The 20,223-nt window shown below is 66.8% G+C and carries 19 protein-coding genes and 1 pseudogene; 13 read left to right on the top strand and 7 right to left on the bottom strand.

All coding sequences use genetic code 11. The features are described from left to right. Window positions 1-58 precede the first annotated feature (58 nt). Complete coding sequence (gene mscL / locus QI450_RS15980; RefSeq protein WP_226775637.1) at window positions 59-526, bottom strand: large conductance mechanosensitive channel protein MscL; 468 nt, start codon at window positions 524-526, stop codon at window positions 59-61. Window positions 527-731: 205 nt separating this feature from the next. Here mscL and QI450_RS15975 point away from each other — a divergent pair. The 6 genes and pseudogenes from QI450_RS15975 (at window position 732) to QI450_RS15950 (ending at window position 7,306) form a co-directional block, all read left to right on the top strand. Continuing rightward, window positions 732-1,791: pseudogene (locus QI450_RS15975) on the top strand (FUSC family protein). Window positions 1,792-1,860: 69 nt separating this feature from the next. After that, window positions 1,861-2,820 carry an ABC transporter ATP-binding protein gene (locus QI450_RS15970; RefSeq protein ID WP_226775638.1) on the top strand — a complete coding sequence of 320 codons (960 nt, stop codon included), beginning with the start codon at window positions 1,861-1,863 and terminating at the stop codon, window positions 2,818-2,820. A gap of 19 nt (window positions 2,821-2,839) precedes the next feature. Then, on the top strand, window positions 2,840-3,994 hold the full coding sequence (locus tag QI450_RS15965) for an ABC transporter permease (RefSeq protein ID WP_226775639.1): 1,155 nt from the start codon (window positions 2,840-2,842) through the stop codon (window positions 3,992-3,994). Beyond that, window positions 3,991-5,154, top strand: a complete 1,164-nt coding sequence (locus QI450_RS15960; RefSeq protein ID WP_226775640.1) for an ABC transporter permease — start codon at window positions 3,991-3,993, stop codon at window positions 5,152-5,154. Before QI450_RS15965 ends, QI450_RS15960 begins: the two co-directional genes overlap by 4 nt. An 87-nt stretch (window positions 5,155-5,241) precedes the next feature. Beyond that, window positions 5,242-6,021, top strand: coding sequence for an IclR family transcriptional regulator (locus QI450_RS15955; RefSeq protein ID WP_226775641.1), 780 nt, complete (start codon window positions 5,242-5,244; stop codon window positions 6,019-6,021). Window positions 6,022-6,115: 94 nt separating this feature from the next. Next, on the top strand, window positions 6,116-7,306 hold the full coding sequence (locus QI450_RS15950) for a 4-hydroxybenzoate 3-monooxygenase (RefSeq protein ID WP_226775642.1): 1,191 nt from the start codon (window positions 6,116-6,118) through the stop codon (window positions 7,304-7,306). A 41-nt stretch (window positions 7,307-7,347) separates the two neighbouring features. Here the strand turns inward: QI450_RS15950 and QI450_RS15945 are convergent, their stop codons facing one another. From QI450_RS15945 to purB, 3 genes are all read right to left on the bottom strand, one after another. Then, on the bottom strand, window positions 7,348-7,851 hold the full coding sequence (locus QI450_RS15945) for a GNAT family N-acetyltransferase (RefSeq protein WP_226775643.1): 504 nt from the start codon (window positions 7,849-7,851) through the stop codon (window positions 7,348-7,350). Window positions 7,852-7,945: 94 nt separating this feature from the next. Further along, window positions 7,946-8,617 (bottom strand): histidine phosphatase family protein, encoded by a 672-nt coding sequence (locus QI450_RS15940; RefSeq protein ID WP_226775644.1) that lies wholly within the window; start codon window positions 8,615-8,617, stop codon window positions 7,946-7,948. After that, the gene (purB, locus tag QI450_RS15935) at window positions 8,614-10,056 is read right to left on the bottom strand and encodes an adenylosuccinate lyase (RefSeq protein ID WP_226775645.1); all 1,443 of its coding nucleotides are present in this window, start codon (window positions 10,054-10,056) and stop codon (window positions 8,614-8,616) included. The genes QI450_RS15940 and purB overlap by 4 nt, the downstream gene beginning before the upstream one ends. Window positions 10,057-10,214: 158 nt before the next feature. Between purB and QI450_RS15930 the strand changes: the two genes are divergently transcribed. Next, the gene (locus QI450_RS15930; RefSeq protein WP_226775646.1) at window positions 10,215-10,556 is read left to right on the top strand and encodes a hypothetical protein; all 342 of its coding nucleotides are present in this window, start codon (window positions 10,215-10,217) and stop codon (window positions 10,554-10,556) included. Next, window positions 10,556-11,995 (top strand): hypothetical protein, encoded by a 1,440-nt coding sequence (locus tag QI450_RS15925; RefSeq protein WP_282468049.1) that lies wholly within the window; start codon window positions 10,556-10,558, stop codon window positions 11,993-11,995. Before QI450_RS15930 ends, QI450_RS15925 begins: the two co-directional genes overlap by 1 nt. A gap of 37 nt (window positions 11,996-12,032) precedes the next feature. Here the strand turns inward: QI450_RS15925 and QI450_RS15920 are convergent, their stop codons facing one another. Then, on the bottom strand, window positions 12,033-12,419 hold the full coding sequence (locus QI450_RS15920) for a phage holin family protein (protein ID WP_226775647.1): 387 nt from the start codon (window positions 12,417-12,419) through the stop codon (window positions 12,033-12,035). An 83-nt stretch (window positions 12,420-12,502) separates the two neighbouring features. Here QI450_RS15920 and QI450_RS15915 point away from each other — a divergent pair, with 83 nt between their 5' ends. The 4 genes from QI450_RS15915 (at window position 12,503) to QI450_RS15900 (ending at window position 17,563) form a co-directional block, all read left to right on the top strand. After that, window positions 12,503-13,621 (top strand): histidinol-phosphate transaminase, encoded by a 1,119-nt coding sequence (locus QI450_RS15915; protein ID WP_226775648.1) that lies wholly within the window; start codon window positions 12,503-12,505, stop codon window positions 13,619-13,621. Window positions 13,622-13,768: 147 nt separating this feature from the next. Continuing rightward, window positions 13,769-15,013, top strand: a complete 1,245-nt coding sequence (gene pdhA, locus QI450_RS15910; protein WP_226775649.1) for a pyruvate dehydrogenase (acetyl-transferring) E1 component subunit alpha — start codon at window positions 13,769-13,771, stop codon at window positions 15,011-15,013. Beyond that, a complete protein-coding gene (locus tag QI450_RS15905) occupies window positions 15,013-15,993 on the top strand; it encodes an alpha-ketoacid dehydrogenase subunit beta (protein ID WP_226775650.1) in 981 nt (326 codons plus the stop codon). The genes pdhA and QI450_RS15905 overlap by 1 nt, the downstream gene beginning before the upstream one ends. Window positions 15,994-16,051: 58 nt before the next feature. Further along, on the top strand, window positions 16,052-17,563 hold the full coding sequence (locus tag QI450_RS15900) for a dihydrolipoamide acetyltransferase family protein (protein WP_282468048.1): 1,512 nt from the start codon (window positions 16,052-16,054) through the stop codon (window positions 17,561-17,563). A 12-nt stretch (window positions 17,564-17,575) separates the two neighbouring features. Here the strand turns inward: QI450_RS15900 and QI450_RS15895 are convergent, their stop codons facing one another. Next, complete coding sequence (locus QI450_RS15895) at window positions 17,576-17,914, bottom strand: hypothetical protein (RefSeq protein ID WP_226775652.1); 339 nt, start codon at window positions 17,912-17,914, stop codon at window positions 17,576-17,578. A gap of 217 nt (window positions 17,915-18,131) precedes the next feature. Here QI450_RS15895 and QI450_RS15890 point away from each other — a divergent pair, with 217 nt between their 5' ends. Next, on the top strand, window positions 18,132-19,730 hold the full coding sequence (locus QI450_RS15890; RefSeq protein WP_226775653.1) for an AMP-binding protein: 1,599 nt from the start codon (window positions 18,132-18,134) through the stop codon (window positions 19,728-19,730). 29 nt (window positions 19,731-19,759) lie between these two features. Here the strand turns inward: QI450_RS15890 and QI450_RS15885 are convergent, their stop codons facing one another. Next, complete coding sequence (locus QI450_RS15885; protein ID WP_226775654.1) at window positions 19,760-20,191, bottom strand: universal stress protein; 432 nt, start codon at window positions 20,189-20,191, stop codon at window positions 19,760-19,762. Window positions 20,192-20,223 lie beyond the last annotated feature (32 nt).

Below are 20,223 nucleotides of genomic sequence, written 5' to 3'. Positions count from 1 at the left end.
GAGCCCGGAAACGGCTGTTTTCGGGCCGGGCGCCTGCCGGTGGCAATTTCCCGCCGCCTCATTTCACGTGTCCCGGTTCGCCGATCCGTGCCGGACCGTGGCCGGACGGCAGACCCTGCGCCGGGCCGGCGAGTTGCGCCAGCAGGTCACGGATTTCGGCGAGCAGGGCGGTGTCCGCCGGGAGCGCTTTCTCTTCCGGCTCCGCGGTTGCGAGGCGCTTCTTGACCAGGCGGTTGATCCGGTTCATCGGAGCCACAAAGAGGAAGTAGACGACCCCCGCGGTGATCATAAACGTGACGAACGCCGTGATGACCCCGCCAAAGTTAACAAAGGTCTTCTCGTTTCCCGGCCAGATGTGGAATCCGAGCCCGTCTGTTTCGACTCCGCCGACCGCAGCAATGATGGGGTTCACGATGTTTGAGGTGAACGCGCCGACGAGGGCTGTAAATGCAGTGCCAACAACGACGGCGATGGACAGTTCGATCACGTTGCCGCGCAGGATGAAGTCCTTGAATCCTCTGAGCATGGGTCCTCCGGTGTGCTGTGAGATAAAAAAATCTGTGCGCCGTCCCGCGGGCGCGGGGGATCAACCGGTAGACGTTATCACTTCCCGGCGAGGTTCCATTGAACGGCTGGCAAAGCCGGTTCCAGGACCGTCCGGCGTAGCATCGCTCCTGGCTGCCAGCGCCGCCGTCGTAACCAATGGACTGCTGGAAAGGTGCCGCCAACCCGTGAAAATGCTTGCCGAGCTGTTCAGCATTGCGCCCGGCAACAAGGACCACCAGACCGCCGTGCGTTGCGCCATCGGTGTTTTTGTCCCGCTGATCACGCTGGTGTTCCTGGACCGCCTGGATCTGGCGATCTTCGCGTCCTTCGGCGCTTTCACCGGGATTTACGGCCGTAATGAACCGCACGCCAGGCGCTGCGGGCTGCAGCTGAAGGCCGGTGCACTGATGCTGGCAGTTATGCTGCTTGCTGCCCGGCCCGCCCGGGCCGGGGTCGCCTCTGCATTCACGGCTTCGGAGGCCCTCTGGCGCCAGGTGACCGCCACTGCCTTGGTGGCCGGAAGCTGCTCGCTGATCGTCGCCAGGTGGCGGCTTCGCCCCGCAGGCTCCTTGTTCCACATCTTCGCGTTCGCAGCGATCGCGGCGATTCCGCACCAGCCGCGGCTCTGGCAGGGCCTGCCGGCGGCCGTGGCGGCCGTCGCGTTCTCCGTCCTGGTTGGTATGTCCTCCCGCCTGGTCCGGAGCCGCCGGACACCGTGGGTGGCGCCCGCCACCGGCTCCCTTGTGGCGGCGGGCCTGGCCGGAACCCTCGCAACGCTGGTTGGACAGCTTCTGGGCGTTGGCCACAACTACTGGGCAATGGTGGCCGCCGTAGTCCCGCTCGTGGGCCACACCACCCGGCACCGGGTAAGCCGCGGGCTGCAAAGAATCGTTGGCACCGCGATCGGGCTGGTACTCCTGGCCGGGATCCTGCTCCTGCAGCCCGCACCCTGGCAGACCGTTCTGGTGATCGCCGCCTGCCAGTTCGGCGCGGAGATGTTCATCGCCCGCCACTACGGGCTGGCCCAGATCTTCGTGACCCCGCTGGCCCTGCTTTCGACCCTCCTGGCGGCTCCCTCGGCACCGGGCATACTGTTGCGCGACCGGATCATCGAAAACCGTCATTGGAGCCGCCGTCGGGGTCGCCGTTGTGCTGGCCCCGACGGTGCGGCTCCGTCTTCGACTCCGGCAGCCCCGCTGGCCGGGTACTGTCGGTGCCCCGGGCCGGACAAGGCTCCGGGTCTAAGGTCTCTGTCCGGTGCCTTGTGCAACCGGGAGGCTAGTCTGGAGGAGAACTAGGCTACGGGGGTTGCTGGTGGAAGCCGCACAGGCGCAAATCCGGGACGTGCTTGACGTCAGCGGACTGGTCAAACGCTATGGGGAGCTCACCGCCGTCGGCGGCGTCTCCTTCCACATCGGTGCCGGCGAAACCTTCGGGCTGCTGGGACCCAATGGCGCCGGGAAAACGACAATCATCTCGATGGTCGCGGGCCTGATCGCCGCCAACGAAGGAACCGTCCGGGTGGCCGGCCAGGAGATGGATCCGGCCCGGACGGAGGCCAAGCGGAACATTGGCCTGGTCCCACAGGAACTGGCCATCTACCCGGACCTGACGGCCCGGGAAAACCTGAAATTCTTCGGCCGGCTGCAGGGTCTCACCGGCAGCCGCCTCACCCAGCGCAGCAACGAAGTGCTGGAGCTGATAGGTCTCGCCGACAGGGCCGGCGACCAGACCAAGAAGTATTCCGGCGGTATGAAGCGCCGGCTGAACATCGGCATCGGACTGCTCCACCGTCCCACCCTGCTGATCCTGGATGAGCCGACCGTCGGGGTGGATCCGCAGTCCCGCAACGCCATTCTCGAGTCCGTGGAGAAACTCTCGGTCGACGGCATGGCGGTCCTCTACACAACCCACTACATGGAGGAAGCCGAGCGGCTCTGTGACCGGATCGCGATCATTGACGAAGGCCGGATTCAGGCAGAGGGCACGCGGGAGCAACTGATCACGCTCACCGGCGGCGTGGACCGGATTAATCTTCGCGGCGACGGCAGCATGGCGCGGGCGGCGGAGGTCCTCCGGGAATTGCCCGCCGTGCAGCATGTCGATAACGACGGGGCCGGACTGATGCTGACTGTCAGCGACGGCCCCACAGCGCTCGCGGGAATCGTCACCGGCGCCGCCAGCGCCGGGATGTCGGTAACATCCGTGGAAATCGTCCGGCCGGACCTCGAGTCCGTCTTCCTGCACCTGACCGGCAAAGCGCTGAGGGACTGAGATGCGGGGTCTGTGGGCCATGGTCGCGAACGACCTCCGCCAGCGAGTCCGGGACAAGAGCGTATTCATCTTTTCCCTCATCGTCCCGCTCGCACTGATGGGAGTGCTGAGCCTGGTCTTTGGTGGCCTCGGCGAGGACACCGTTGACCTGAAGCCGGCTACCGTGGTCGCCAGCGCGGACGACGCCGACCAGTTGGGGTCCGTTTTGCTCGGCGCCGTCGATGCACTCGAGATCATGGACGTGACCATCAAACGGGTCCCGGCGGCAGATGTCCGCAGCGAAACGAAGGCCACCGGCGCCGACCTCGGCATCATCATTCCCGAGGGCTTCAGCAATGCGGTGCTCACCGGGCAGGCCGCGCCGGTCCAGCTGGTCGAGGGCAACAACGGGTCGCTGGAAACCTCAGTGCTGATCACCGCCGTCAAGGGGGTTCTGGACCAGTTCGCCGCCGGAACGGTGACAGCGGCCGCCGGCGGCCTGTCCGGGCTGCCGGACCAGGATCTCGCAGCGCTTGCCCGGCAGGCCGTGGACGGACCGCAGTTACTCACCCTGACCGAAGGGAAAGCCGCCGCGGAGCAACTCTCGCTGCGCGGCACACTGGTGGGGGGGCAGGCCGGGCTCTTCCTGATGTTCACCGTCGGGTTCGGCGTGCTGGGGCTGCTGGCGGAACGGGAGCAAGGGACACTGGCCCGGCTGCGGTCGATGCCGGTCTCCGGCTTGATGATCATCACGGCGAAGGCCTGCACCGGCTTTATCCTGGGCGTGCTTGCCACAACTGTCCTGCTCACTGCCGGTTCCCTGCTGTTCGGCGTCTCCTTCGGCTCGCCGCTGGTGGTGGCCGCCCTGATCCTCAGCGTCGTGACCGCCGCGACCAGCCTGACGTTTGTTGTCGCGCGGGTGGTCCGGACGGCTGAACAGGCCAACGCGGCGCAGTCCGTCCTTGCCATGGTGCTGGGAATCGCCGGTGGAGCGTTTTTCCCGGTCCAGGGCACCGGGTTCGCCGCAACGCTGCTGGACCTCAACCCGATCGGCGCGTTTATCCGGGGGCTCGGGATCTCCGCCGGCGGCGGGAGCCTCGGTGACGTGACGGGGCCGATCGCCGTTATGCTTGCTTTCGCCGCTGCGGGGCTGCTGCTCTCAAGGGTTTTGCCGGACCGGGGGGCGCAGGCATGAGCGCCGTGATCGCGATCGCCACTGTGGAACTCCGGCGCTTCCTGCGCGACAAGTCGAACATCTTTTTTGTCTTCGTTTTCCCCCTTATGCTGATCCTGCTGCTTGGTTCGCAATTCGGGGCCGGCAGCGGCCAGGCCAGGGTGGCTATCTCAGGTCCGGCCAGCGAACTTTCCCGGGCCCTGACCGCGGAGCTCCAGTCAGCGGGCGTGGCGGTCTCAACAACGGGGGCTGACGCGGCGAGGTCGGACCTCAGCCGCGGACGCACCGACGTCGGGGTGTTCCTGGATAACTCCGACGCGGCGGCGTTCGACGCCGGACGGCCAACGGAGCTCGACGTCGTGATGGCCTCGCAGTCCTCCGCGCTGACCGTTATGCAGCAGGTCCGCACCGCCGTGCTGGCAGCCGGCCTGGAGCGCAGCCAGCTCGCCGCCCTGACCGGCGCCGGCATCCCGGCCGAGCGGGCCCGGACGGCCCTGGACCAGGCCGCCGTGCAGATAGCGGCGCCGACCGTGGAGATCGTTAATACCAACGACGTTGCGCAGGAGTTCCGCGGGCTGGGCAGGTTCGATCTCGGCGCCTCGCAGCAGTTGCTGCTTTTTGTGTTCCTCAGCTCCCTGACCGGTGCGGCCACCCTCATCCAGGCACGCCGGTTCGGGGTGGTGGGCCGGGTGATGTCCGCCCCGGTTTCCAGTGGCCAGATCGTCGCCGGGCAGGCCCTGGGGCGGTTTGCCATCGCCTCCGTCCAAGGCGGTTTTATCATGGCCGGCACCGCGCTGCTGTTCGGCGTCGACTGGGGCAATCTATGGCTGTCGGCGCTGGTACTGGTGATCTTTTGCGCCGTGTCCGCAGCAGCTGCGATGACGGTGGGCTCGGTGATGGACAACGACACCGCGGCCGCCGGCGTGGGGGTGGGCGGCGGACTGGTCCTCGGCGGACTGGGGGGCTGTATGGTTCCGCCGGAGTTCTTCCCGGAAGCGCTGGCCGCGGTCTCCTTCGCCACGCCGCACCGCTGGGCCTATGAGGCGTTCGCGGCCATCCAGCGCCGTGACGGCACCCTGGCGGATATCCTGCCGCAGCTGGGGGTCCTCGCGGGAATGGCCGCGGTACTGCTCCTGTTGGGCACCTGGCTGCTGCGGCGAAGCCTCAACCGGGCCTTGTAGGGGCGGTTCCGGGTGTCCCGGCCCCGGACGGCACCGGGGCCTGCGGCGTAGAGTGGAAGCAGAATCCATTCAGCGGAAGAGGAGTCCATGGCTAACTCCGGCACCGGGGACTCCGTGGTGGACCGTGTGGTGCGGCTGATAGCAGCCTTCCCCGCCGGCGTCACAGTTCTCCCGCTCTCCGAGCTGGCGCAGCGGGCCAGCCTGCCGCCGAGCACCGCCCACCGGCTGGTGAGGCAGCTCGCCGGACATGGACTCCTGGATGTGGGCAGCGGCGGTTCCGTCCGGCTGGGCTTGCGCCTGTGGGAGCTGGTGAACCGGAATTCGCCCACCGTGGCCCTCCGCCAGGCGGCCATGCCGTTTATGGAGGACATTCAGCAGGTGCTTAACCAGAACGTGAACCTGGCCGTGCTGGAGGGCTGGGAAGCGCTGTTCGTCGAGCGGCTCTCCCGCCGCGGCTCCGTCGCGAACCGGGCGCAGATCGCAGGCCGTATGCCGGTGCACGTTTCCTCTGCCGGGATGGCACTGATGGCAAACCAGCCGGCCGAGGTCCAGGCCGGGTATCTTGAGCAGTTCAACGATCCTGCCGGCAGGGTCCGGCGGGAGGAACTCCGGAGCCTGCTTGAGGAGACGGCCGGCCACGGTTTTGCGCAGCTGGCCGGAGTTGTGGACCCGGACACGTGGGGGATTGCAGTCCCCGTGCGTGATGCGAGGAACCGCACTGTCGCGGCGCTCGGCGTGGTTGTGCCGCTGCGTGAAATGCGTCTGCAGGCGCTGGTTCCTGCCCTTCAGACGGCCGCCCGCGGGATCGGACGGCAGCTTTCGCCGGCAGGGACGACGTCTCAATTCCATTCAGCGGAATTTCTGTAACGCCGGTCACGTGTCCGGGCGCACACTGTAGCCAGAGAGAACATCCGGCCCCGGACGCCCAGCAGCCCGGGCCCCGCAACGAAGCGAGGACAACATGGCACAGCGCAGAGTCATCACCACCCAGGTCGCGATCATGGGCGCCGGCCCGGCAGGGCTGATGCTCTCGCACCTGCTGGCCAAACAGGGAATCGAATCCACCGTGATAGAGATCCGCAGCCACCAGGAAATCTCGGAAACCGTCCGTGCGGGCATCCTGGAACACGGTTCCGTGAATATGCTCGTGGACAGCGGCGTCTCGGACCGCGTCCTGCGCGACGGCGACCGGCATGACGGGATCGAACTGCGCTTCAACGGCGAGAGCCACCGCATCGACTTCCAGGACCTCGTTGGGGAGTCGGTCTGGCTCTATCCCCAGACCGATGTTTTCCTCGATCTCGCCGCCCGTCGCCAGAGCGACGGCGGCGATGTCCGCTACGGCGTCACCGACAGCACCATCCACGACCTGGAGAGCAAGCCGAGGGTCTGGTTCACCGATGCCGAGGGAGTGGACTGGGAGCTGCAGGCGGACTTCATCGTAGGCGCGGACGGCTCGCGCAGCCACAGCCGCTTCCAGATTCCGGAGGCGCAGCGCACGTGGTATTTCCACGAGTATCCCTTCGCCTGGTTCGGGATCCTGGCCGAGGCTCCGCGCAGTTCCGATGAACTGATTTACGCCAACTCCGAGAACGGCTTTGCCCTAATCAGCCAGCGGACCGAAACTGTCCAGCGGATGTATTTCCAGTGCGATCCGAACGAGGACGTCAACAACTGGAGCGACGACCGGATCTGGGACGCCTTCCGCAGCCGGGTCAACGGCAACGGCTTTGAGCTTAAGGAGGGCCCGGTCATCGACAAGATGGTCCTGAAGTTCCGCAGCTTTGTGCACGCACCGATGCGGCACGGCAAGCTCTTCCTCGCCGGCGACGCCGCCCACACGGTCCCGCCGACCGGCGCCAAGGGCCTGAACCTGGCGCTGCATGACGTCAAGGTGCTGTTCGAGGGCCTCGACAGCTTCTATACCTCAGGTAACTCCGTGCTCCTGGATGCTTACAGCGACCGGGCCCTGGACCGGGTCTGGAAGGCCCAGCAGTTCTCCTACTGGATGACGTCCATGCTGCACACCCCCGTGGGGGCCGACGATTTCGCCCGCGCCCGGCAGCTCGGCGAACTCAACTCGCTGGTGGCATCGCGCCACGGGCGTGCCTACCTCGCCGAGGCGTACACCGGCTGGCCGGGCGCGCATTAGCCGTCCTGTCCGACGCGCCCTGCTTCGGCGCGGGACGCGGCTCAGGCCATGGCGGTGTGCGCGGCGGTGTGCGAGTCGATGCCCTTCGCATAACAATACGAGTGCTCCACGCCGACGTACGGGCCGAAGTTCGGCACCGGGACGAAGCCGGAGTTTTCGTAGAATTGCCGGCCGTCGGTCTGGACCGAGCCTGCCTCCGCGGTGATGGAAATGATGCCCAGGGAATGGGCCTGCGCTTCCAGTGCCGCAAGGATGGAGCTGGCCACCCCGGAGCCGCGGGTGTATGGGAGTACATAGAGCCGTTTGATCTCGGCGGTGTGCGCATCGAGGATGCGCAGGCCGCCGCAGCCCACCGGCTGGCCGGAGGCCTTGTCGTGGGCGACCAGGAACACGGCCGTGTCCGCCTCGGACGGCGGCGGGCCGGGTTCGTGGTCATCCCGGCCGAAGCGGGCATCGAGTTCGGCCTGCTGGGCGGCGCGGAGATCCGCACCCACCGGGTTGGCCCAAGTGACCTGCCGGATGTTGAGCCGCGGGTTGGTCTGCATGGCTTCCTCGCTTCGCCGAAGGGTTATGCAGATCAAGGCTAGGCAGTGCCGGTTTCGGCAGTGTTTCCTGCGCGTTAGGGTTCGAAGAATTTCGTTAGCGGGGGCGGCCGGTGGGGTCTTCCGCCGTCGGATCCGCCAGGGCCAGGCCGCCCACGGGACTGTCGTCCCAATGGATGAGCCGCCAGCCGGCGTCGGGGTCCCCTTCCAGCGCCACGATCCCGGTGTTGGCGAGGACATGGCGTGCGGCGAAGTCCGGCGCCACGTTCGCGGCCCGGCGCCCTGCCCAAGCCCGGATCGCGGCGCCGTGGCTGACCACGGCCACCGCCCCGGCGCCGCCGCTCGCCGCGGCCGCGTCGGCGATCCGTGCGATCGAGGCGTCATAGCGCTCGAAGAACTCGTGCCCGCTGGGTCCGGCCGGCATCCTGCGGTCCAGTTCCCCGGCCGCCCACTCAAACACAGTAGTGAGGTAACGCAGGTGAGATTCCTTGTCGGTGAGCTTCTCCAACGCCCCTGCCTCGATCTCCTGCAGCCCCGCCAGCACCTCGATCTCCAGGCCGCGGACGGTCGACAGCGGCGCAGCCGTGATCTGGGTGCGGATCAGGGTCGAGGCGAACAGCAGCTCGATCTGCTCATGCGCCAGCGACCGCGCCAGGGCGGCTGCCTGCCGCTCGCCGAGCTTGGTCAGCCCTGGACCCGGGTGGGCGGTGTCCAGTTGTCCCAGGACGTTCCCGGGGGTCTGGCCGTGGCGGATGAGCAGGAGCCTCATGCCAGGTGGTCCACCAGCTGGTCCGCGATTCCGGTGTACTTGCCGGGGGTCAGCGCGAGCAGCCGGGCTTCGGCGTCGGGGGACAGGCCCAGGCTCTGCACAAACTCCTGCATCCGGGCCGCGTCGACTCGCTGCCCGCGGGTCAGGTCCTTGAGCCGCTCGTAGGGGTTTTCCATCCCTTCCACGCCGGCGATCGCTTCCGCCCGCATCACCATCTGGATGGCCTCACCCAGGACTTCCCAGTTGGTGTCGAGGTCCGCGGCCAGCGTCTCTTCGGCGACCTTGAGCCGGTCCAAGCCCTTCGCGACGTTGGAGATGGCCAGCAGCGAATGGCCGAACGCCACACCAATGTTGCGCTGCGAAGAGGAATCCGTGAGGTCCCGCTGCCAGCGGGAAGTGACCAGGGTGGATCCCAGGACGTCCAGCAGCCCGGCGGAGATCTCCAGGTTGGCCTCGGCGTTTTCGAAGCGGATCGGGTTGACTTTGTGCGGCATGGTGGAGGATCCGGTGGCTCCCGCGACCGGAATCTGCACGAAGTAGCCAATTGAGATGTAGCTCCAGATGTCTGTGCAAACGTTGTGCAGGATCCGGTTAAACCGCGCGACGTCGGCGTACAGCTCCGCCTGCCAGTCGTGGCTTTCAATCTGGGTGGTCAGCGGGTTCCAGCTCAGGCCCAGGCCCTCAACAAAGCTCTTGGCAACGTGCTGCCAGTCGGCACCGGGTACGGAGGCGACATGGGCGGCGTAGGTGCCGGTCGCGCCGTTGATTTTTCCGAGGTATTCGGTCCGGGCGATGCGGTCCAGCTGCCGGGTCAGGCGGTGCGCGATAACGGCAAGTTCCTTGCCGAGCGTGGTGGGAGTTGCCGGCTGGCCGTGCGTGCGCGAGAGCATCGGCACGGACCGGTTCTCCTCGGCCATGGCGCTGATCTGCGCAACGAGCTTGCGGGCGGCGGGCAGCCAGACGTCCTCGACGGCGCCCTTGATGCCGAGGGCGTAGGAGAGGTTGTTGATGTCCTCGGAGGTGCAGCCAAAGTGCACCATGGCCGTCAGGTCCTCGATGCCGATCCCGGGCAGGCGGCGGCCGATGTAGTACTCCACGGCCTTGACGTCGTGCACCGTGACGGCTTCGATGTCCGCCAGTTCCGTGATTGAACCGGCGTCGAATTCGGTGACGATAGCGCGCAGCTTCTCCTGCTGCGCCGCGCTCAGGGGGCCGGCGCCCGGCAGCACGTTGTTGCCGGTCAAGTGAATCAGCCATTCAACCTCGACGGCGACCCGGTCACGGTTCAGGGCGGCCTCGGACAGGTAGTCGACCAGCGGCGCGACGGCGGACTGGTACCGGCCGTCCAGCGGGCCGAGCGCGATCTGTTGTGGGGAGTCGGCGAGGGCCAGGCGTCCGGACGGCGTGCGGGTATCGGCTGTGGCGGCAGTTTCAGGCATGCTCCGATTCTTTCACGAAGTCGTGCCGGGCTTTAAGTGTGCTGAACCATGTGACTTCCGGCAGCTTCCCCCTCCCCGGCGCCGCCTTCACCGGCGGTTGTCCACATGGCGCCGCGGGGGGCTTTCGGGTGCTCACCGGGGTCCCTAGCGTCGGTGTTATGGACAGCGGGACAGCCGGAATCAGCGTTGGTGCGGGCGGCACATCCTCCGGGGCCTTGTTGGCCGCGGAGGCCGAGGCGTGCGCATCACGCAGTTATGAGGTTCAGCAGCTTGCTGCCCGGCTGGCTGGCTGCGCCGACCGCGCCGACGCCGCGCTCGCGGATCTGGTCAGGCTGGAACTGCAAAGCTGGCAGTCCCCGGCCGGCCGGGCCTACCGGACGGCGCTGTCCGTGCAGGCCGCGTCCCTGCGCCACGGCCGGATTGCATTGCACGATGCCGTGGCCGCAGTGCTTCGGCATGCCGGGAGCGTGGCGGTGGCCCAGGGACGGCCAGGCTACTGATGGCCGGGGCCCCGCCGCACGGTTCCGGGGCAGCGCCTGTCCCGGCTGCCCCGGTGGATGGAACGCTGCAGATCCGTGGCGGCGTGGGCGGGCTCAGTTTCCAGTTTGAGGAGTTACTGGCGGGAGCATCGGCACTCGAGAGGATCGCCGGGGAGCTGGCGGAGGCGGAAGCGGAAACAGGCAGGGTACGCCGCGCGCTGCTGCCGTACCAGCCCGACCCGCACGCCTACGGCAGCCAGCCAATCCTCGCGGTCGGGGAAGGTGCCCGGGCCGTGGGCCAAGTCCGGATCGGATTGGAACGGCTTTGCCGCGAGGTCCGGGCGAGCCACCGTGAGTATGAGTTCGCCGAAGCCCGGAACGCCTTGCTGCTGCGGATCGGCCGAAGCGGCCCGGGCTACCTCCCGCTGTGGGGGCTGGCCGGTCTGCCTCCCATCACCCTCCGCGACACGGTGGAGGACGAGGTGGCTATGGCCCCCGGGAGGCTGGCGCTGCTGCTTGGGCTACCGGCGGGCCCCGCCGTTGCAGGCGGTTCCGGCGACGGGGCCGGTGTCCGCTCTGCCATCCGCGGTTTGGCGGCCGTCCCGGGCCTGGAGTTCCTGCGGCCCCGACCCGTGCACATCGCGGCCAGCGAAACGTGGACGGAGGATGTCGACGTCTCACCGGCCGGACTGCTGCTGCGGGCCGGGGCAATCGGCCGCAACAGCGGTGATATCGAGATCCTCCGCATGCAGGACAACGGCCACCCGGCATGGGTGGTGATCATCCCCGGAACACAGGTGGATGGGCCCCAGCAGGGGACCAACCCGTTTGACACGGCAGGCATCGCTGAGGCCTTGGGGTACGACTCGGCCGGGACTGCAGCGGCCATCCGGCAGGCACTGGCAGCGGCGGGCGCCGGGGCAGGAGACCAGGTGGCCGCCGTCGGCTACAGCCAGGGTGGTATCCACGCCATGAACCTCGGCCGGGACAAGGCATTCCTGGCCGACTACGAGCTGAAATTTGTGCTCACGGCGGGTTCCCCGGTGGGCGGGATTGAACTTGCCGGCGGTGCCAGCAGTCTGCACCTGGAACATGTTCAGGATTGGGTCCCCGGGGCGGACGGAGTGCCCAACCCCGACACGAAGGAACGGGTGACCGTCACGCTAACCAGCCCGATTCCCGCGCCTGAATGGCTGGGTTCAGGCCTGGGGCCGGGCCACGACCTGGGACGTTATGCCGAGGGTGCCCGGGACATCGCGGTCAGCCGGGATCCCTCGCTGCAGGCTTCCACGGCCGCGCTCGCGTCAGTGGTTGGCGCGGGCGGACCCGCCGCGGTGACTCGGTTCTCCCTCCGGCGCGAGGCTATGCCATCGCCTCGGCGCTCGACGCCGATGGCTCCGGGGCCGCGGCGCAACCCCGGGGAAGGCTCGGGACCGGCAACCGAACGGCCAGCGGCCTAGCCTGCGCAGGCCCGGCCGATGGGTTCGCGCAGACTTCCTAGCGGTCGAGCGCGGGGAGGGCGCTCGCAAGGAGCGAAACTGCGCTGATGACAAGGGCGGCCAAAACCGCTGTCCAGAAGAAGGTATCAATCGTGAAATGCACAGCGGTGTAGCTGCTGATCCAGGACGTCAGGTAGAGCATTCCGGCGTTGATAACCACGGTGAAAAGGCCCAGGGTGAGGATGGTGATCGGCAATGACAGGAGGCTGACGATCGGCTTGACGACCGCGTTGACAACGCCGAAGATCAGGCCGATGAACAGGTAGCCCAGGACGATGCTGAGGGTGTCGTCGCCTGCGGTGGAAATGTTCAGGCCGGTGAGGATCCAACAAGCGATTCCAAGGGCCAGGGCATTGATGATGACGCGTACGATGAATGAGCGCATGGCCCCATGCTGTCATAAGCCCGGCGGCACGGGCAGGGGCCATATCTCCCATCCGCGGCAAAGACCCGACGTAGGCTGTTGGTATGACTTCATCAGATAACCCGGCTGGGGGCATCAAGCCACGTCCGGTGGTAGACCTCCTTCCCCGCTACGCGGCCGGCAAGCCGCCAGTCCCCGTCGAAGGCCTGGTCAGCTACAAGCTTTCCTCCAATGAAAACCCGCTGCCACCGATTCCTGCAGTGCAGCAGGCCATCGCAGCGCAGACCGATTTCAACCGGTACCCGGATCCTTTGAGCAGCAAGCTGCGCAGCGCCCTCGCTGCCTTCCTTGGCGTCCCAGCGGAGGATATCGTCACCGGAGCCGGCAGCCTCGGCGCGCTGAACCAGCTCCTGACGACCTTCGCGGGGCAGAACGACGACGGCAAGCCCGACGAGGTCATCTACGCCTGGCGCTCCTTCGAGGCCTATCCGATCTGCGTCGGCCTGGCTGGCGCAGACAGCGTCAGGATCCCGCTGACCGGTGAGGGCCGCCACGATCTCGACGCCATGGCCGCAGCGGTGACGGCCCGGACCCGGATGATCCTGCTCTGCACACCGAACAACCCCACCGGGCCGATCCTGACCACCGCGGACACAGAACGTTTCATCAAGCGGATACCCTCGGATGTCCTGGTGGTCATCGATGAGGCTTACCAGGAGTTCGTCCGCGACGAGCACGCCGTCGACGGCATCGAAATGTACCGGAAGTACCCCAACGTTGTTGTCCTGCGGACGTTTTCAAAGGCCCACGGCCTCGCCGGGCTGCGCGTTGGCTACAGCGTGTCCCACCCCGAGCTCACGCAGCACCTGCGCGTAGCCGCCACCCCCTTCGCGGTCTCCCAGATCGCTGAAACAGCCGCCGTGGCATCGCTGCAGCACTTCGGTGATGTTGTAGAAAGGGTACAAAGCATTGTGGACGAACGTGACCGGGTCACGGCCGGGCTGCGGTCACTGGGCTGGTTTGTGCCGGAGGCGCAGGGCAACTTCGTGTGGCTCGACCTCGGTCCCGACAGCACCGAATTTGCCGCCCTGGCAGGGGAGCGGGCCCTCTCCGTCCGGGCGTTCGCCAACGAGGGTGTGCGGGTCAGCATCGGCGAAGCCGACGCCAATACCCGGTTCCTTGAGCTCTGTGCGATCTATACAAAACCGCCACGGCGTTCCTAGCGCTTAACATGTCGGCCGAGACTCGCCGGCTGAGGATAAAGTTAGGACCAGTAAGCCAAAATATATACCGGCCCGGGAATGCATAACCGGCAGGGCATATATCCCAGCGATTGCGACGCATTCGGATGCGGCAAGCAAGGAGACGGTATGGGCGCCACACATCTGCCCTCTACCGAGTTCGACGGAACCGACATTGAGGATCAGCTCGAGGCTGAAGCCGAAGCCCACGTGGGGGACCCGGATGAGCCGATGGTGCAGCTCCTCGCCCCTGACGGCACGCTCGGCTTGGATCCCGTCTACTCGGAATACGCCGGGCGGCTCGACCCGGAAAAACTGCGCGGCTTCTACGCCGATATGGCGAAAATCCGCCGCTTCGACGTCGAGGCGACTGCGCTGCAACGCCAGGGCCAGCTGGCCCTCTGGGTTCCCCTCACCGGTCAGGAAGCCGCCCAGATCGGCTCCGGCAGGGCCAGCCAGCCACAGGACTACATCTTCCCCACCTACCGCGAACACGGCGTCGCCCTGACCCGCAACGTGGATCTTGCCGAGCTGCTGCGACAGTTCCGCGGGGTGTCCAACGGTGGCTGGAACCCCAAGGACACCAACTTTCATCTCTACACACTTGTCCTCGCCGCGCAGACTCCGCACGCGGTCGGCTACGCAATGGGAATCCAGCGCGACCAGAAGTTCGCGGCGGCCGCCGCAGCAGCGAACGGGGCAACGTCGCCGGTTCCGGAGCCCAAGGCGGCCGTTATGGTCTATTTCGGCGACGGCGCCAGCTCCGAAGGCGACGTCCATGAATCCATGGTCTTCGCATCCTCATACAAGGCACCCGTCGTTTTTTTCTGCCAGAACAATCACTGGGCGATCTCCGTCCCCAGTTCCGTGCAGACCCGAGTCCCGCTGGCCGACCGGGCCAAAGGCTACGGGTTCCCGGGCATCCGGGTGGACGGAAACGACGTGATCGCCGTCCATGCCGTGACCGAGTGGGCGCTGGAACGTGCCCGCCAGGGCGAAGGCCCGGTGTTGATCGAGGCGTTTACCTACCGTGTCGGCGCGCACACCACGGCTGACGATCCCACGAAGTACCGGGAATCAGCCGAGGAAAGCCGTTGGCGGGCCAAGGATCCGCTGGAGCGGCTGGAGAAGTATCTGCGCGCCGAAGGCTTCGCCGACGACGCATTCTTCGCTCAGGTCAAGGCCGACGGCGACGATCTCGCCGCGTATGTCCGCAAGACCACCCACGACCTGGAAACCCCTGACATCCGGACCGCCTTCGCCAACACCTACGTGGAAGCCCACCCGCTGGTGGCCGAGGAACTGGCCTGGTTCGAGGAGTACAGCGCAGGCTTCGCCGACGATTCGGCGGCCCCGGCAGAAGGTGCCAACTGATGACCACCATGACCATTGCCAAGGCCATCAATGAAGGCCTCCGAGCGACGCTGACGGACCACCCCCGGTCCCTGCTGATGGGCGAGGACATTGGGCCCCTGGGCGGCGTATACCGTGTCACCGACGGCCTGATCGCCGAATTCGGTGCCGACCGCGTGGTGGACACCCCGCTGGCGGAGTCCGGCATCGTTGGTACCGCGATCGGGTTGTCCCTGCGCGGGTACCTGCCGATCTGTGAAATCCAGTTCGACGGGTTTGTTTTTCCGGGCTTCAACCAGATCACCACGCAGCTGGCCAAAATGCGTGCCCGCAGCAACGGCAACCTGACGGTACCCGTTGTCATCAGGATCCCTTATGGCGGCGGCATCGGCTCGATCGAACACCACTCGGAGTCCCCGGAGGCATTGTTCGCCCATACCGCCGGACTGCGCATCATCACCCCGTCGAACCCGCACGACGCTTACTGGATGATCCAGCAGGCAGTCGAGTGCCAGGACCCTGTGATTGTTTTCGAACCCAAACGCCGATACTGGCTCAAGGGCGAGGTCGACACCGGTTCCCCCGGCGCCTCCGCAGACCCGTTTAAGGCCCATGTCCTCCGCGAGGGCACGGACGCCACAGTGGTTGTTTACGGCCCGCTGGTGCCGGTGGCCCTCGCGGCTGCCAATGCCGCCGCCGAGGACGGTCACAGCGTCGAGGTGATCGACCTCCGTTCCATTTCGCCAATCGACTTCGACACCGTCACGGACTCCGTTAAGAAGACCGGCCGGCTGATCGTGGCCCACGAGGCTCCCACCTTCGGCGGCATCGGCGGCGAAATCGCGGCCCGGGTCAGTGAACGCGCTTTCCACTCCCTCGAGGCGCCGGTGATCCGCGTCGGCGGCTTCCACATGCCCTACCCGGTGGCCAAGGTGGAGGAAGACTACCTGCCGGACATCGACCGGATCCTTGAGGCACTGGACCGTGCCCTCTCCTACTGACTGAGCCCTTCCCTCCCGGCCGCTTCCCGCTGAGGCGCCTTCTCCCAACAAGGACAACATGACTCTCCACAAGTTCAACCTCCCCGATGTGGGCGAAGGACTGACCGAGGCCGAGATCGTCGCCTGGAAGGTTAAGCCCGGCGACACGGTGGCCATCAACGATGTCCTCTGCGAAATCGAGACGGCAAAATCGCTGGTCGAGCTGCCCTCGCCGTTCGCTGGTACCGTGACCGAACTCCTCGTCGCGGAGGGACTGACGGTAGACGTCGGAACCGCGATCATCAGCGTGACCGACGCCCAGGCTGCTGCCGGCGCGCCGGCCCCCAAACCGACGGCTCCAGAACCGACGGCTCCCGATGCGCCGCTTTACGGCACGCTGGCGGAGGACACGCTCGACGCCGTCGAATCGGACGGCCGCCCGGCCGCCGGTCCCCTGGTGGGCTCCGGTCCCAAGGCCGACGCCGTCAAGCGCCGCCGGCGGGTTGCCCCGCCGGCAGCCAGGCAGGCGGTGTCCGCGGCCCCGGCCGCAGAACCGGCAGCGCTGGCTGAGCCGGTCGAGAGCCACGACATCTGGATCAGTCCGGAAGCCGTCGCGCACGCCGAACGCCCGGCCGCGGCTGCCGCGCCGGATCAGCGTCCCACCCTCGGCGGGGCCATCACAGGCCTGGTCAGCCGGGTTCTGGCCAAGCCTCCGGTGCGAAAGATTGCCCGCGACCTTGGCATCGATCTGGCCGACGTCGTCCCCACCGGGGCCCGCGGCGAAGTGACCCGCGAAGACCTGGTCAGTTACCAGTCCCAGCGCGACGCGGAACTGGATAAGGCGGACACTTTCTGGGGCAGGACGGGCAGCCCGCAGGAACGGCGGATCGAGCGGATTCCGGTCAAGGGCGTCCGCAAGGCCACCGCGCGGGCCATGGTCGAGTCGGCCTTTGCGGCCCCGCACGTCAGCATCTTTGTCGACGTCGACGCCAGCCGGACCATGGAGTTCGTCAAACGGCTCAAGGCCTCCCGTGATTTTGAAGGCATCAAGGTTTCCCCGCTCCTGATCCTGGCCAAGGCGGTCATCTGGGCGGCGGCAAGGAACCCGAGCGTCAACGCAACCTGGGTGGACAACCAGGACGGCAGCGACTCCGCCGAGATCCATGTCAAGCACTTTATGAATTTGGGAATTGCGGCGGCAACGCCCCGTGGCCTGATGGTCCCGAACATCAAGAACGCCCAGGACCTGTCGCTAAAAGAGCTGGCCCTGGCCCTGAATGACCTTGCGACCACTGCCCGGGCCGGAAAGACCCAGCCCGCCCAGATGCAAGGTGGGACCTTGACGGTCACCAACATCGGGGCCCTCGGCATCGACACGGGCACACCGATCATCAACCCGGGCGAGGTGGCGATCGTGGCTTTTGGCACCATTAAGCAGAAGCCCTGGGTCCTCGACGGCGAAGTGATTCCGCGCTGGATTACAACGCTCGGCGGCTCGTTCGACCACCGGGTGGTCGACGGCGACCTCTCGGCGCGGTTTATGGCCGACGTGGCGGCGATCCTGGAAGAGCCCGCCCTCCTGCTCGACTGAGCCCCGTGGGTGCTAGGTGCCCGAGTAGCTCGACAGCATCGCGGCCAGGCCCGGATCCCCGCTGATCCCGGCCAGGGCGGCGGCGGCCGCCATCATCATCGCGGCGAAGCCGGAGGTGCACGCGGTGACCACAGCGAAGAACTTCCAGTCCTCGCGCAGGACGCTCCGGATGGTGTCCGGCATCCGGAGCCCGGGGGAGATGACGTTGGGTGCACTGTCGGTGGAGCCGTCGTCCAAAAAAGCGATAACCCGGCCGGCCCCGCGGTCCACCCGCATGGTGCTGATGTGGTTGCCGTGACGGGCCAGGAGTATGTCGTGGCCAACGAGCTGGCGGCGCTGAAGAGTGGGCATTGTGGTCCCCCAAGTGAGAAAGTTGGATGTCCACGCCGGTGGGGGCAGCTCCAATTTTACCGCCGTGCCGATGCTGCGCCCGGCCGGAATCAGCGTGAGGCTAGCCACGGAGGGCAGTGACGCGGCTCAACACAGTTCCTGTCCAGGGCCGGCCGGCGGCATTAGAGTTGCACCAGCCGCCGCCAACCGTGCGGACGCGGATCAAAGGAGATATTGCGTGTTTTCGAGCCCGTTCCCCGATGTGGAAATTCCCGACGTAAGCCTTTATGAGTACCTCTTCGGCGGCCTGGAGGAGGCCGACCTGGAACGGATCGCCCTTGTCGACGGCGTGAGCGGCGCGGAAATGAGTTACCGGAGCCTCGTCGCGCAGATCGACGCCGTGGCCGGAGCCGTCGCGGCCCAAGGACTGGGCGTCCACGGTGTCGCGGCCATCCTGTGCCCCAACGTCCCGGCGTTCGCCGTCGTTTTCCACGGGCTGTTGCGGGCCGGCGCGACGGTAACCACAGTCAACTCGCTCTACACGGCGGACGAAATCGCGCTCCAGTTGGCCGACGCCGGCGCGGAGTGGCTGTTCACCGTCTCCGCTTTGCTCCCGGCAGCCCGGGAAGCTGCCGCCCGCGCCGGTATCCCGGCAGAGCGCCTCGTCGTCCTCGACGGCGCCCCCGGACATCCCTCGCTGCAGGATCTGCTCAGCTCCGGCGCGCCGGCTCCGCAAGTCACCTTCGATTCCGCCACCCACGTGGCCGTTATGCCGTACTCCTCCGGCACCACCGGCCGGCCCAAGGGTGTGATGCTCAGCCACCGGAACTTGATTGCCAACGCTGCGCAGTCCCGCGGACTGCTGAAGGTCGCTCCGGAGGACCGCTTGCTGGCGCTGCTGCCGTTCTTCCACATTTACGGGCTGACCGTGCTGCTGAACTTGGCGTTGTTGCAGCGGGCATGCCTGGTGACAATGCCGAAGTTTGAACTGACCGAGTTCCTGCGCATCATTCAGGACCAGAAATGCAGTTACCTGTTCATCGCCCCGCCCGTGGCTGTGGCCTTGTCCAAACACCCGCTGGTGGCTGATTACGATCTGAGTTCCGTCCACACCACGCTTTCCGGAGCCGCGCCGCTGGATGGCGATCTCGGCGTGAAACTGGGCGAACGACTAGGCTGCCGTGTGCTGCAGGGCTACGGCATGACCGAGATGAGCCCCGTGTCCCACTTGATCCCGGTGGACGCCGCCGACGTCCCCGTCAGCTCGGTGGGCTTTACGGTCCCGAACATGGACTGCCGGCTGCTGGACCCGGCCACAGGGGAGGAGATCGAGGTGCCCAACGAGGGCGTCAGCGCCCCCGGTCACTTGTTGTGCCGCGGACCGAACGTGATGCTCGGCTACCTTAACCGGCCGGAGGAAACGGCGGACACTCTCGACCCGGACGGCTTCCTGCATACCGGGGACATTGCCACCGTCCGTGCCGACGGAGTGGTCACCATCGTGGACCGGCTCAAGGAGCTGATCAAGTACAAGGGCTATCAGATCGCGCCGGCGGAACTGGAGGCGCTGCTCCTCACCCACCCCGGCATCGCGGACGCCGCCGTGATCGGCACGTCCGACGCCGACGGCCAGGAAGTGCCGATGGCGTTTGTCGTGCGCCAGCCCGGGGACGACGGTGCGCGGCTCGACGAGGCCGCAGTCATGGAGTTCGTGGCGGCCAAAGTGGCGCCGTTCAAGAAGATCCGGCGGGTCGAGTTCATCGATGCCGTCCCGAAGTCGTCTTCCGGCAAAATCCTGCGCCGGATCCTCAAGACCTCCGGGACGGCGGCCGGGTAGCCCGGCCCGACGCCACTGGCCGGCGCTTCCTAGTCGGAAGCGTCGGTCTTGGCGATGTAGACATCGCAGGGGGCGTTGTGCGCCACGGAGTTGGCGACGCTGCCGAGCACGCGTCCCAGTCCCTTCATCCGCCGGTTGCCGACCACGATCATCTGCGCACCGGAGCGGCCAGCCTCGGCGATCAGGGCTTCGGCCGGTTTGCCGCGGGCGGCCGCGTAGGTAACGTTCAGTGCCGGCGTCCGGAGGCTGTCGGCGACCCGTCGGGCGACCTTCTCGGCTTCACCCGCATCGGAGACAATGAATTTGTCGCTGCCGCTGCCGAAGACTTCGGTCCGGTCGCTGTCGAACGCACTGACCACGTGAAGGGTGGCCCCTTGAATGGCGGCCAGGTCACGGGCAGTGTGCGCGGCTTTCAGGGCAGTCTCGCTGCCATCGACGCCGACAACAATAATTCCGGTCATGAATGCTCCTTTGAGGTCAACAAACTTCTGTG

The sequence above is a fragment of the Arthrobacter sp. EM1 genome (genome assembly GCF_029964055.1).
GTDB lineage: Bacteria > Actinomycetota > Actinomycetes > Actinomycetales > Micrococcaceae > Arthrobacter.
This window is presented reverse-complemented; position numbering and strand designations above follow the sequence as displayed.

Bases quoted from the DNA above. Each gene is read 5' to 3' on its own strand.
- mscL (WP_226775637.1), bottom strand. From the start codon at position 526: ATGCTCAGAGGATTCAAGGACTTCATCCTGCGCGGCAACGTGATCGAA.
- QI450_RS15965 (WP_226775639.1), top strand. From the start codon at position 2,840: ATGGTCGCGAACGACCTCCGCCAGCGAGTCCGGGACAAGAGCGTATTC.
- QI450_RS15960 (WP_226775640.1), top strand. From the start codon at position 3,991: ATGAGCGCCGTGATCGCGATCGCCACTGTGGAACTCCGGCGCTTCCTG.
- QI450_RS15955 (WP_226775641.1), top strand. From the start codon at position 5,242: ATGGCTAACTCCGGCACCGGGGACTCCGTGGTGGACCGTGTGGTGCGG.
- QI450_RS15950 (WP_226775642.1), top strand. From the start codon at position 6,116: ATGGCACAGCGCAGAGTCATCACCACCCAGGTCGCGATCATGGGCGCC.
- QI450_RS15945 (WP_226775643.1), bottom strand. From the start codon at position 7,851: ATGCAGACCAACCCGCGGCTCAACATCCGGCAGGTCACTTGGGCCAAC.
- QI450_RS15940 (WP_226775644.1), bottom strand. From the start codon at position 8,617: ATGAGGCTCCTGCTCATCCGCCACGGCCAGACCCCCGGGAACGTCCTG.
- purB (WP_226775645.1), bottom strand. From the start codon at position 10,056: ATGCCTGAAACTGCCGCCACAGCCGATACCCGCACGCCGTCCGGACGC.
- QI450_RS15930 (WP_226775646.1), top strand. From the start codon at position 10,215: ATGGACAGCGGGACAGCCGGAATCAGCGTTGGTGCGGGCGGCACATCC.
- QI450_RS15925 (WP_282468049.1), top strand. From the start codon at position 10,556: ATGGCCGGGGCCCCGCCGCACGGTTCCGGGGCAGCGCCTGTCCCGGCT.
- QI450_RS15920 (WP_226775647.1), bottom strand. From the start codon at position 12,419: ATGCGCTCATTCATCGTACGCGTCATCATCAATGCCCTGGCCCTTGGA.
- QI450_RS15915 (WP_226775648.1), top strand. From the start codon at position 12,503: ATGACTTCATCAGATAACCCGGCTGGGGGCATCAAGCCACGTCCGGTG.
- pdhA (WP_226775649.1), top strand. From the start codon at position 13,769: ATGGGCGCCACACATCTGCCCTCTACCGAGTTCGACGGAACCGACATT.
- QI450_RS15905 (WP_226775650.1), top strand. From the start codon at position 15,013: ATGACCACCATGACCATTGCCAAGGCCATCAATGAAGGCCTCCGAGCG.
- QI450_RS15900 (WP_282468048.1), top strand. From the start codon at position 16,052: ATGACTCTCCACAAGTTCAACCTCCCCGATGTGGGCGAAGGACTGACC.
- QI450_RS15895 (WP_226775652.1), bottom strand. From the start codon at position 17,914: ATGCCCACTCTTCAGCGCCGCCAGCTCGTTGGCCACGACATACTCCTG.
- QI450_RS15885 (WP_226775654.1), bottom strand. From the start codon at position 20,191: ATGACCGGAATTATTGTTGTCGGCGTCGATGGCAGCGAGACTGCCCTG.